Below are 12,004 nucleotides of genomic sequence, written 5' to 3'. Positions count from 1 at the left end.
CAGTGACGCTGATGTACAATGCAAACAAATATTTAAATTATGAGTGGCCAGTTCATATGATTTCATCAGAAAATAACACAACATCCACCGATAAAAGCCTGGAAGCCATGCGGCACTTTTCCGAACAGTACGCTAAACGCACCGGCACATATTTCTGTTCTGAACCCTCTGTAACCGCAGTGGTGATTGAAGGACTGGCAAAACATAAAGACGAGTTAGGAGCCCCTTTGTGTCCCTGTCGCCACTATGAAGACAAAGAAGCCGAAGTTAGCGCCACATATTGGAACTGTCCCTGTGTACCCATGAGAGAACGCAAAGAGTGTCACTGTATGCTGTTTCTGACCCCAGATAATGAGTTTGCTGGCGACCAACAAAAAATTAGTTTAGAAACTATCAAAGAAGTGCGAGCCAGCATGGGATGAGCGACATGATCCCCCCAGAGTTTTGGCAAGGTGTGGAGCAGTTTAATTCCAGACAGTTTTACGCCTGTCATGACACTTTAGAGGCTTTGTGGATAGAAGCCGGCGAACCAGAAAAAACCTTTTATCAAGGTATTTTACAAATTGCCGTCTCACAGTATCATTTATCTAATAGTAACTGGCGAGGTGCAGTAATTTTACTAGGAGAAGGCAGCAATCGACTGCGACCTTATCCCTCTGTTTATCAGGGTATTGATGTAGATCAATTATTGAATCAAACTGCAGCCCTGTTGTCAACATTACAACAAATGGGAGCAGATAACTTTCATGCCTTGGCAGATCCTCAGGCTTTACCCAGTCCCACAATTGTCCTAGTTCACAACTAAAATTTCACCCCGTAGCCTAGCCTACGGGGCTGTTGTTGCCAAAATATTGCATTTCCAGGTTAATCTGGCGGTTGTAGCGGCGGTGTTCTCAGGGAATTTGACGAATGTGTATATGGGTGAAACCTAGAAACTAGATCAAGCGTCAATATTTCAGGAGTTATCCCAACTTGCGCCTAAATCTTAAATGTAGATTTTATATTCGGAACAAGAAATTGGGATAATTAATATACAATCTGATATCCTAAACTTATGGCTACAGTATTATGTCCTGCTACAAATTTCCAGTATCACAAATGCGTCGCCTGGGATTAGCCTTGATGCTACCAGTTGCACTCCTGGGTGTGGTAACATTTCCTAGCCATGTGCAAACTGTAACGGCACAAACATCTCAGCAAAATGGTCGCCTGACCATCAGCGCCGATATGCAAGAATATAACGCCAATACTCAAGTAGCAACCGCACGCGGTAACGTCCAAATGTTGTATCCTGCTCGCCAAATTAAGGCTACATCTGCTCAAGCACAATTTTTCAGCCGGGAACGCCGTATTGATTTGAGCGGTAACGTCCATATTGTCCAAAATGGAGTCAATAGCATCCAGGCCGAGAAAGTCAGTTATCTGATTGATGAAGGGCGTTTTGTGGCTTTACCTCAATCCCGGGGTCAGGTACAGTCCATCTACATGGTCAATGATTCTGAACTGGGAAACCAATCTAATTAATCTGATCAGGATAAATTACCACTACGGGCGCGAATAGTGAAAATTATCTTAGAGAATATTTACAAATCTTATGGTAAGCGCAGTGTTGTCAATAACGTTAACCTCTCCATTTCTCAGGGTGAGGTGGTGGGGTTACTAGGTCCCAATGGTGCGGGTAAAACCACGACCTTTTACATTGCTACCGGTCTAGAAAAACCTAATCAGGGAAAAGTCTGGCTTGATAGTACCGAAATAACCGCAATGCCAATGCATAAAAGAGCACAATTAGGCATCGGCTATTTAGCCCAAGAACCAAGTGTTTTTCGTCAGCTATCTGTACGGGATAATATTCTCTTGGTACTGGAGCAAACTCATGTCCCCCGATGGGAATGGTCAAAACGAATACAGGCTTTACTGCGGGAGTTTCGCTTGGAAAAAGTCGCTAAAAGCAAAGGAATTCAACTCTCAGGTGGGGAGCGACGACGCACAGAATTAGCTAGGGCTTTAGCAGCGGGTAGGGATGGTCCGAAATTCTTACTCTTGGATGAACCATTTGCTGGTGTTGACCCGATTGCCGTTTCCGAAATTCAGCACATTGTCGCACAATTGAGCGATCGCGGCATGGGTATCTTAATTACAGATCATAATGTTCGTGAAACCCTAGCCATTACAGACCGCGCCTATATTATGCGCGAGGGACAAATTCTTGCTTCTGGACATCCAGAAGAACTATATCATAATCCCCTAGTACGACAATACTACTTGGGCGATAACTTTCAAGTCTAAAGGAGGCCGGTTAAAAAAAATGGTAGTCCTATAGTTATTTTATGAGATTCAAAAAGCTCAATTTATTATACAGACTGAATTCCCTCTTACCCTTGACGCTCATGGACCGCTACCTGACCAAAGAATTGGTAGCACCTTTTTTATTTGGTGTAGGTGCATTTTCATCCTTGGGTGTCACTATCGATGCTGTCTTTGAGCTAGTGCGGCGCATTGTCGAATCTGGATTACCAATCAATATTGCAATTCAGGTTTTTTTATTAAAGTTTCCCAATTTTATCGTTTTAGCCTTCCCCATGTCCACACTCCTGGCTACTTTGATGACTTATAGTCGTCTTTCCAGCGAGAGCGAACTAATTGCTCTGCGTGGGTGTGGGGTCAGCGTCTATCGCATGGTGTACACCGCTGTGATCTTGAGTATGCTAGTCACAGGGATGACATTTGTCTTTAATGAGCAAATAGCACCCGCAGCCAATTACCAAGCAACTATTACCCTGGAAAAAGCCCTCAAGTCAGACAAACCCATCTTACAGCAGTCAAATATCTTTTATCCTGAATACCAAGAGACAGAAGAGCCAGATGGTACTAGAAACAAGAGACTGGCACGTTTATTTTATGCTGACAAATTTGATGGTCAGAAGATGAAGGGCTTAACAATTATAGACCGGACTGGAGAAGGTTTAAATAAAATTGTCGTCTCCGAATCTGCCCAGTGGAACACTGCTGAAAACGTTTGGGACTTTTATAATGGTACCATTTATTTAGTCGCTCCTGACCGTTCCTATCGTAATATTTTACGCTTTGAACATCAACAGCTGCAATTACCCCGCACACCATTGAATCTAGTCGAGAGAAGCCGAGATTATGCTGAAATGAATCTTGCTGAATCTTTACAACAGTTAGAAATCGAACGGATCGCTGGCGACACTCAGAAAATTCGCAAACTTGAAGTACGTATTCACCAAAAAGTTTCTCTACCATTCGTATGTGTAGTTTTTGGTTTGGTAGGTGCTGCTATGGGAAGCAGACCCCAGCGCAGCGGAAAAGGTACAAGTTTTGGTGTGAGCGTAATCGTAATTTTTACTTATTATTTAATTTTCTTTATTAGCGGTGCCGTAGCACAAGCTGGTATTTTCTCACCCTTTATAGGAGCTTGGCTACCTAATTTCCTGTTTTTAGGAATAGGTTTATTTTTATTGATGCGCATAGCTGAACGTTAATAAATTGACAACTTACCCTATTCCCCTATTCCCTGTTCCCCAAAACAACCTCTTATCGTCAGAAACCCAAGTACCATGGAAACCATAGGGTACCCTTTGGGGAATTAGTACCCGCGCTCTAAGTCCCGCAGTGACATCTTGGGCGTTGACTATCACTAGTTCCGAAGTTTGTGAAGTCTCATCGTAAACAAAAGTAATTAACCAGCCATCATCTTCCTTTGTAGCATTAACACTCGGCGCAAATACTGCTTCACCGCCATAACGTCCCGAACCAAATTCATGGGTTTCAGATCTCTGATTATTAAAATCGTATTTAATTATACCATTAAATAGCGGGAGAGGCCTTTGGTCCATTCTCCCAGCATAACCGTATTGGGTTCGTTGCCCTAAAAAGTTTTCGTTAATGCGGGGAAATTCCGCCGGGACATCATCTAGCATTTCTTCTTGCACTTTCCCGCTGCTCAGATCAAATCGCCAGCGATATAAACGCGGTATATCTGCTTCTCGGTCCGTTGGGGAATCATTAACCTTTAACACTGTGGTCGAGTTCATGCGACAGGCTATGAGTACTATTTCCTCTTCATCTTCGTAAGCGTTAAGCGTATGAAATATGTAACAGGGCGAACTTTCAAACCAGCGGATATTACTGTTATCCCCATAACGGGGGACAATACCAAAGCGACTGGGTCTATGGCTCTCGAACATCAAACCCGGTTCCCCCCTTTGCATTCTTTCCCCACTGAAAGTTAAGGGTAAATCCATAAAAATTGTATAGTTCTCGGTGATGGCAAAATCGTGCATCATTACCCCCATCGGTAGCTCAATTGGCACTGTCCGCACTATTTCCCCTGTATCGGAAACTATGCTATATTGCAAGTATGGTGGAGCGAAGGAGTAACCAAAAAACATCATTTCACCCGTCTTTGGGTCTACCTTGGGATGGGCTGTAAAGCCAGAAACCAGCTTACCATTATACGTGTATTCACCAATTGTCTGTAAATCTGGTAACTGGATGGCGTGAGGCGCACCCCCTTCGTTAAGTGCTAACATTTGCCCCGCGTGCCACACTAGGGCAGTGTTGGCAGTGTTTTTGTAGGCACCATGAGGATTATCCATCTGCGGTGGTTCTAATAACCCAGACCAGAGCGCTTTCCCCGCTTGGTGTTCTATTTGCCATCCTTTCGTGCGCACGTAGCGATTACAATATGTGGCCTCACCGTCCCTAATTCTCACACCGTGCAACATTCCATCGCCATCAAACCAGTGATACTGACCAATGGGTGACCACTGGGGATTGGGTCCATTACGGACAAACATCCCTGATAAATTGGCGGGTAACTCACCTATGACTTCTAAAGCCAGCGTGGTGATTTCTGTTTGCACCGGGGCAAAGTTATAATTGAGATACGGGTTCAGTGTCCTTGTCATGGTGTCTATGTCTCAACAAGTGATGAAGTGATCATATTAGCGATCGCTGTGATTGTTTCTCCCAATATCGGCAGATTTTTCTAGTATAATTGGGAAATAAAGCCTTTTTCCGGCTCATGAAGTACACACCAATTCCCAATTCCCAATTCCCTGTTCCCTCAAACTAAAAAAAATTGTACCTCACGAGCATGGTAAATGCTATAACTGTCGTTTTTGATATAATCTGACTCTGGCTCACAGGCGATCGCCCAAGACCAGAAAATTAACAAATTCACGCTAAGAGGATGTTTGTCAAGTCATGATTACTGTATTAAATATTGTTTGACCCCACCCTCATCTTTCCCTTTATAAGGGAAAGGGGACTGGATTTGATTGTTTCGGTTCCCCATTCCCCATTCCCCATTCCCCATTCCCTGTTCCGGTGTTCCGGTGTTCCCTGTTCCCTAAAATAAAAATTACCTGTTGAAAACTTATCAAACATCCTCTAAGACTTAAATAGATTAAACTTATATAAAGGCAGTCCCTGAACATGCCAGGGTTTCAGCCGTCAAGCAAATATCTGAACATTTCTAGTAAACCCTTTACAAATCTCCCTATGGTATGCTAATATTAAACGAAGGAAGAAAAAATGATTTTAGTTGAAAGACATATCATTAAACAATCTCACCAACATTGGAAAGAGATTGATCAACTATCTTTCCTCTCAAAAAATTTATACAATCTAGCTAATTACATTTGTCGTCAGCACTTCTTTGCTACTGGTAAGAAATATAGTCTCACTGACCTTTATCATTTAGTTAAAGATTATGTAGACTACCGTGCTTTACCTACTAAAGTCAGTAAGCAAATTATCAAACGACTAGTATCTACTTGGACTGGGTATTTTGAGGCTCATAAAGAATGGAAGAAGAATCCTTCTAAGTTCTTAGGAGAACCTAGAATACCAAGCTACAAAGATAAGACTAAAGGACGCAATGCAGTTATTTATTATCATGAGTCAGTATATAAAGCTGGACTCAAGAAAGGTATCTGTCACCTATCAATGAGTGATATTAAGATTCCAACCAAGGTAGATAACGTCATAGAAGTACGATTAGTACCACGCCCTACCTGTTATGTAGTTGAAATTGTGTATGAAAAACAGGAACAAGAACAATGTACTAGCAATTATGTAGCGGGTATCGACCTTGGTTTAACTAACTTAGTAGCGTTAACTTCAAATCAACCAGGATTCAAAGCTTTGTTGGTTAATGGACGACCACTTAAATCAGTAAACCAGTTCTATAACAAAACCAAAGCTAAGTTACAAGCTCAATTAGGTGATAAACGCAAGACTAGTAAGCGGATTCAATTGATGACTGCTTATAGAAACAACTACGTTGACAATTATCTACACAATACAAGTAGAACGATTGTTAATCTACTTAAGGCTTGTGATATTGGTACGTTAGTTATTGGTAAGAATGATAACTGGAAACAGAATATCAATATAGGTAAAAAGAATAATCAGTCATTTACACATATTCCCCATGCAAGATTAATTGACCAACTAACTTATAAATGTCAATTAGCAGGAATCAAAGTTGTAGTAACTGAAGAATCTTATACCTCAAAATGCAGTGCTTTAGACCTAGAACCTATACAGAAACACTCCTCTTATCTTGGTAAGAGAGTAAAGCGTGGTCTATTCAAATCGGCTAAAGGAATCCTCCTAAATGCAGATTGCAATGGGTCAGCTAATATTGTAAGAAAAGTATTCCCAAATGCTTTTGCAAATGGGATAGCGAGTGTCGCCGTTACACCAATAAAGGTTATGCCTTTATAAAGTGTCATTTTGAACAGATGGAGATTTGTTCAGTTTAACACGAACGGTTCAATTATGTTTGTTGCTCATTGCATCTCTAATATATGACGGTGGAGCTAAAGGTGACTAGTACTGATTATAACCTCTTCTCTGTTTCAGGAGAAGTATCTATCCCCCAGGCTCCTCCTGAATTTAAATCAGGGTTTATTGGCATCATTGGTCGCCCCAATGTCGGTAAATCTACTTTGATGAACCAATTAGTAGGACAAAAAATCGCGATTACATCACCTGTAGCACAAACTACACGTAATCGGTTACGAGGGATTTTAACTACCCCAGCCGCACAGTTAATTTTTGTCGATACACCGGGAATTCATAAACCCCATCATCAATTGGGGGAAGTGCTGGTGAGAAATGCTAAAAATGCCATTGAGTCCGTGGATGTAGTCTTGCTTGTCGTAGATGGGTCAGTAGCTTGTGGTGCAGGCGATCGCTTTATTGCTGATTTACTGGTAAAAACCCAAACACCAGTAATTATAGGGGTAAATAAAATTGACCAACAACCACCAGATTCTCAGAGCATTGATGATACTTATCAAGCTTTAGCCGCAGGTCAACAATGGCCTGTAGTTAAATTTTCCGCCCAGACCAGCGCCGGACTACCAGAACTGCAACAGTTATTAATTGAAAATTTAGAGACCGGACCATTTTATTATCCCCCGGACTTGGTGACAGACCAGCCAGAACGTTTTATCATGGGGGAATTAATTCGGGAACAAATTTTACTGTTAACCCGGGAAGAAATTCCTCACTCAGTAGCGATCGCCATTGATTTAGTAGAAGAAACACCCAGTATTACCCGTGTACTAGCTACCATCCACGTTGAGAGAACTTCTCAAAAAGGTATCCTAATTGGCAAAAGCGGCTCAATGCTCAAAGCCATTGGTAGCGAGGCTCGCCAACAAATTCAAAAGCTGATTGATGGTAAAGTTTATCTAGAGTTATTCGTGAAAGTAGAGCCAAAATGGCGACAATCACGGATGAGTTTAGCAGAGTTAGGCTACAGAGTAGAAGAATAGATAACCTTGTAATGTGGGCATATTGCCCACTTGAGTATAAAAAGTCTGTATGCTAAATGCGACTAGAAGAACTAACCAAAGCCAGCGCAGTTAAAGGGATTTTACCTAACCAGGTAGTCACAGTCGTCGATGTCAAATGGTTTGGTAGCGATGTGGTTGAATTAACCTACAAAGACCCAAGCGGTCGCCTCGGTCAAGAATTGCTATATCGCCATAACGAGGATACATTAGAAATCGTTACTCAAGAGCGCCCCTGGAGTTTCAACGCCGAAGGTCGCCTATTGCGGCTAGTATCAGAAGCCCATCGTATTCGCCTAGCACATCTGTTTGACCCCCTCCTCGCCGTACACACATCATTAGTAGAACCCCTCCCCCACCAAATTACCGCCGTATACGGAGAAATGCTCACCAGGCAGCCGTTACGTTTTTTACTAGCTGATGACCCCGGAGCAGGTAAAACCATCATGGCGGGTTTACTCATGGCCGAACTGCATTTGCGCGGTGACCTGCGGCGTTGCTTAGTAGTATGTCCTGGTAGTCTAGCAGCCCAGTGGCAAGATGAATTATACCAGAAATTTCATCTCGACTTTGAAATTCTCACCAATGACCGCATCGAAGCATCTCGCAGCGGTAACGCCCTCGCAGAAATACCCCTAGTCATAGCACGGTTAGATAAATTAAGCCGTAGTCATGACCTCCAAGCCAAATTAACACAAACCGACTGGGATTTAATTATCTGTGACGAAGCCCATAAAATGTCGGCTTCTTTTTTTGGCGGAGATGTCAGAGAAACCAAACGCTACAAACTAGGTAAACTCCTGTCTAGTATTACCCGTCATTTTTTATTAATGACCGCTACACCCCACAACGGGAAAGAAGAAGACTATCAGCTATTTATGGCCCTCTTAGATGGAGACCGTTTTGAGGGGAAATTTCGCGATGGCGTTCATGTGTGCGACACCTCCGACCTCATGCGGCGGCTAGTTAAAGAAGATTTGTTAAAATTTGACGGTACTCCCTTGTTTCCAGAACGCAAAGCTCATACAGTTGATTACCAGCTCTCCAGCCAGGAAGCAGTTTTATACAAGCAAGTTACAGAATATGTGCGCGAAGAATTTAACCGCGCCGACGCCTTAGATAATCAAGGACGTAAAGGAACCGTAGGCTTTGCCTTGACTATTTTACAACGGCGTTTAGCATCCTCCCCAGAAGCAATTTATCAGTCACTGCGACGGCGACGGGAAAGACTACAAAAACGCCTGCGAGAGGAAGAAATATCCAAGCGCGGACTCGATGCCCTAGAGTTATCCAGTAGAATCATTGAAGATGTCAACGAATTTGAAGAAGATACCCCCAGCGATGAACGCGAAGCCATAGAACAAGAAGTTGTTGACCAAGCATCAGCAGCGCGGACTATCACGGAATTGAAAGTGGAAATTTCCCAATTACAAAAATTAGAGCAGTTGGCTTTAGCAGTGCGTCGCAGTGGTAGAGATAGAAAATGGGAAGAACTTTCTCAAATTCTACAAAATCAAGCCGAACTCTTTGACGCTCGTGGCTACCGCCGCAAACTGGTAATATTTACAGAACATCGCGATACCTTAAATTACTTACACAAGCAAATTAGTAACCTTTTAGGCAACCCCAACTCAGTCGCTACAATTCAAGGCCGTATGGGGCGCGAAGAACGCCGCAAATCCCAAGAAGCTTTTACCCAAGACCCAGATGTCCAAGTGCTTATTGCTACCGATGCCGCCGGAGAAGGTATTAACTTACAACGGGCGCACCTCATGGTAAATTATGACCTACCTTGGAACCCCAACCGTTTAGAACAACGTTTTGGGCGCATCCACCGCATCGGACAGACCGAAGTGTGTCATTTGTGGAACTTAGTCGCCAAAGAAACCAGAGAAGGTGATGTTTATTTAGCACTGCTCAAAAAGCTAGAAAATGAACAAAAAGCTCTGGGGGGTAAAGTATTTGATGTTTTAGGGACAGCTATTGATGGTGTCCAGCTGCGACAATTACTCATAGAAGCCATTCGCTACGGTGAATCCCCAGAAATTAAAGCCCGGTTAAATGAAGTTGTGACGGGATGTCTCGACCCTAAACGGTTGCAAAAACTCCTAGAAGAAAAAGCCTTGGCGCGCGATACAATGGACATCTCTAGAGTGCGGCAAATTCGCCAAGATATGGAACGAGCCGACGCCAGAAAATTACAACCCCACTTTGTAGCTTCCTTTTTCATAGCCGCTTTTCAGAAGTTAGGGGGGACTATTAGGGAACGAGAACCCCAACGCTACGAAATTACCCATGTCCCCGCCGTCATTTGTAACCGGGGACGAGTAGTGGGGACACGAGATGCAATTTTGACCCGCTATGAGCGCATTTGTTTTGATAAACAATTAATTAGCATCGCAGGTAAGCCCTTGGCGGCCTTAGTCTATCCCGGTCATCCCCTATTAGATGCAGTGATTGATTTGATCTTAGAACGCCATCGGGATGTTCTCAAGCAAGGTAGTATCTTATTAGATGTTAACGACCCCAGCGAACAAATTAAAGCTCTAGTTTATTTAGAACATTCAATCCAAGATGCTCGCACAGATCCTGCTGGTAATCGTCGGGTGGTGTCCCGCAGAATGCAGTATGTGGAAATTCTAGCATCTGGAGAAATTTATAATGCAGGCTATGCTCCTTATTTAAATTATCAGCCAGTCAGTCACCCTGACCAAGCATTGATAGAACCAATCTTACAACAGTCATGGTTACTTAATCATATTCAAGCACAAGCAACAGCCTATGCGATCGCTCACATCGTCCCTCAACACCTCCAAGAAGTCAAAAAACACAAAGAAGAACTCATAAACAAAACCATGGCCGCAGTCAAAGAGCGACTAATTAAAGAAATTAATTATTGGGACCATCGCGCCGCAGATTTACAACAGCAAGAAATCGCCGGGAAAATCAACGCCAAAATTAACTCAGCCAAAGCCAGAAGCAGAGCCGATGAACTCCAAGCGCGGTTACAAAAGCGCATGGAAGACTTGCAACAAGAGCGCCGCCTTTCTCCCCTACCACCAGTAGTAATTGGTGGGTCCTTAATTGTCTCCCTGGGATTACTCCAACGGCTACAAGGTCAGCAAAAACCCAATCCCCACACCTCCGCCCAAGAAAAAAAGCGAGTAGAAACACTAGCAATGCAAGTAGTAATTAATACAGAACGCCAATTAGGCTATGAACCAAAAGATGTCAGCGCCGACAATTGTGGCTATGATATAGAATCGCGCATCCCCGGTACAGGAAAGCTGCGGTTGATTGAAGTTAAAGGGCGCATAATGGGAGCAGACACAGTTACAGTCACTAAAAATGAAATTCTCACCGCCCTGAATAAGCCCGAAGGTTTTATTTTAGCACTAGTGCAAGTACCATTATCCCCAGAAATTACCACCCCCAGCCATCATGACTGCATCCTACGCTATATACAGCAACCCTTTGAAAAGGAGCCAGATTTTAACGTTACCAGCGTTAACTACAATTGGCAGAAATTGTGGGAACGGGGAAATTTACCCAAAACCTGACAACCTCCCCAGAGAACTTATTGATTTCGGTGGTTGAGCGAAGTCGAAACCACGCACCCCCCAACACCCCCTTATATTCCTTCAACCTCCCCCAGAGAACTTATTGATTTCGGTTTCGATCCTACTCAAATAAATAAAATACACACCTTAACATCATAAATCTTGTGGGGTGGACATCCTGCCCGCCCCTCAATACCTCACTCAGATAAAATGTGCCGTAATTCCCTGTTCCCTATTACTGCGATTGACTTTCTAACCACTGCTGCAAATCAGCAACACAGGAAAAATCTAACAGCGCCTCACCCAGTAAATCTAACCCGTCAAAATCCAACGTATAAATTGCTTCTACTAAGGATGCTTCCACCCCTCCCAAGCGGCGATGTAATTGTTTAATAATCAGCTGTTGTTCCCGTTCCAGTCCCCGTTCAAGACCCCGTTCAAGTCCCTGTTCAAGACCCCGTTCAAGACCCCGTTCAAGACCCCGCTGTTCTCCCCGTTCCATTGCGAGTTGTTCCGTCGGACTGATTAAAGGCATTTTTCTCTCCTCCTCCAAGCTCCTAATTTTCCTTACCAATCCTGTTTGTAACTCCTTCGGCAATGTCATCATTG

At 43.3% G+C, this 12,004-nt stretch carries 10 protein-coding genes; 8 read left to right on the top strand and 2 right to left on the bottom strand.

The window, feature by feature from the left end:
• Window positions 1–56: 56 nt before the first annotated feature.
• The 5 genes from PN457_RS03195 (at window position 57) to PN457_RS03175 (ending at window position 3,506) form a co-directional block, all read left to right on the top strand.
• Entirely contained in the window at window positions 57–422 is a 366-nt protein-coding gene (locus tag PN457_RS03195; protein WP_271731289.1) for a ferredoxin thioredoxin reductase catalytic beta subunit, read from the top strand.
• Window positions 419–805 (top strand): DUF309 domain-containing protein, encoded by a 387-nt coding sequence (locus tag PN457_RS03190; protein WP_271731288.1) that lies wholly within the window; start codon window positions 419–421, stop codon window positions 803–805. Before PN457_RS03195 ends, PN457_RS03190 begins: the two co-directional genes overlap by 4 nt.
• A 263-nt stretch (window positions 806–1,068) precedes the next feature.
• Window positions 1,069–1,524: an LptA/OstA family protein gene (locus PN457_RS03185; RefSeq protein WP_417006589.1), complete on the top strand. Its 456-nt coding sequence runs from the start codon at window positions 1,069–1,071 to the stop codon at window positions 1,522–1,524.
• Between the two features lie 36 nt (window positions 1,525–1,560).
• Window positions 1,561–2,289 (top strand): LPS export ABC transporter ATP-binding protein, encoded by a 729-nt coding sequence (lptB, locus tag PN457_RS03180; protein WP_271731287.1) that lies wholly within the window; start codon window positions 1,561–1,563, stop codon window positions 2,287–2,289.
• A gap of 101 nt (window positions 2,290–2,390) precedes the next feature.
• Complete coding sequence (locus PN457_RS03175) at window positions 2,391–3,506, top strand: LptF/LptG family permease (protein WP_271731285.1); 1,116 nt, start codon at window positions 2,391–2,393, stop codon at window positions 3,504–3,506.
• A gap of 12 nt (window positions 3,507–3,518) precedes the next feature.
• On the opposite strand, the gene PN457_RS03170 is transcribed toward PN457_RS03175, so the two are convergent.
• A complete protein-coding gene (locus tag PN457_RS03170) occupies window positions 3,519–4,934 on the bottom strand; it encodes a carotenoid oxygenase family protein (RefSeq protein WP_271731284.1) in 1,416 nt (471 codons plus the stop codon).
• Between the two features lie 628 nt (window positions 4,935–5,562).
• Between PN457_RS03170 and PN457_RS03165 the strand changes: the two genes are divergently transcribed.
• From PN457_RS03165 to PN457_RS03155, 3 genes are all read left to right on the top strand, one after another.
• Window positions 5,563–6,759: an RNA-guided endonuclease InsQ/TnpB family protein gene (locus tag PN457_RS03165; protein WP_271731283.1), complete on the top strand. Its 1,197-nt coding sequence runs from the start codon at window positions 5,563–5,565 to the stop codon at window positions 6,757–6,759.
• 83 nt (window positions 6,760–6,842) lie between these two features.
• A complete protein-coding gene (era, locus tag PN457_RS03160) occupies window positions 6,843–7,817 on the top strand; it encodes a GTPase Era (RefSeq protein WP_271731282.1) in 975 nt (324 codons plus the stop codon).
• A gap of 56 nt (window positions 7,818–7,873) precedes the next feature.
• Window positions 7,874–11,395 carry a helicase-related protein gene (locus PN457_RS03155; RefSeq protein WP_271731281.1) on the top strand — a complete coding sequence of 1,174 codons (3,522 nt, stop codon included), beginning with the start codon at window positions 7,874–7,876 and terminating at the stop codon, window positions 11,393–11,395.
• Between the two features lie 235 nt (window positions 11,396–11,630).
• Here the strand turns inward: PN457_RS03155 and PN457_RS03150 are convergent.
• A partial coding sequence (locus PN457_RS03150; protein ID WP_271731280.1) for a DUF4351 domain-containing protein occupies window positions 11,631–12,004 on the bottom strand: 374 nt, incomplete at its 5' end.

Origin of the sequence: Anabaenopsis arnoldii, assembly GCF_028331025.1 — a bacterium.
GTDB classification, from domain to species: Bacteria; Cyanobacteriota; Cyanobacteriia; order Cyanobacteriales; family Nostocaceae; genus Anabaenopsis; species Anabaenopsis arnoldii.
This window is presented reverse-complemented; position numbering and strand designations above follow the sequence as displayed.

Excerpts from the sequence above, each read along its gene's own strand:
- PN457_RS03195 (WP_271731289.1), top strand. The coding sequence starts at position 57 with ATGATTTCATCAGAAAATAACACAACATCCACCGATAAAAGCCTGGAA.
- PN457_RS03190 (WP_271731288.1), top strand. The coding sequence starts at position 419 with ATGAGCGACATGATCCCCCCAGAGTTTTGGCAAGGTGTGGAGCAGTTT.
- PN457_RS03185 (WP_417006589.1), top strand. The coding sequence starts at position 1,069 with ATGTCCTGCTACAAATTTCCAGTATCACAAATGCGTCGCCTGGGATTA.
- PN457_RS03175 (WP_271731285.1), top strand. The coding sequence starts at position 2,391 with ATGGACCGCTACCTGACCAAAGAATTGGTAGCACCTTTTTTATTTGGT.
- PN457_RS03170 (WP_271731284.1), bottom strand. The coding sequence starts at position 4,934 with ATGACAAGGACACTGAACCCGTATCTCAATTATAACTTTGCCCCGGTG.
- PN457_RS03165 (WP_271731283.1), top strand. The coding sequence starts at position 5,563 with ATGATTTTAGTTGAAAGACATATCATTAAACAATCTCACCAACATTGG.
- era (WP_271731282.1), top strand. The coding sequence starts at position 6,843 with ATGACGGTGGAGCTAAAGGTGACTAGTACTGATTATAACCTCTTCTCT.
- PN457_RS03155 (WP_271731281.1), top strand. The coding sequence starts at position 7,874 with ATGCGACTAGAAGAACTAACCAAAGCCAGCGCAGTTAAAGGGATTTTA.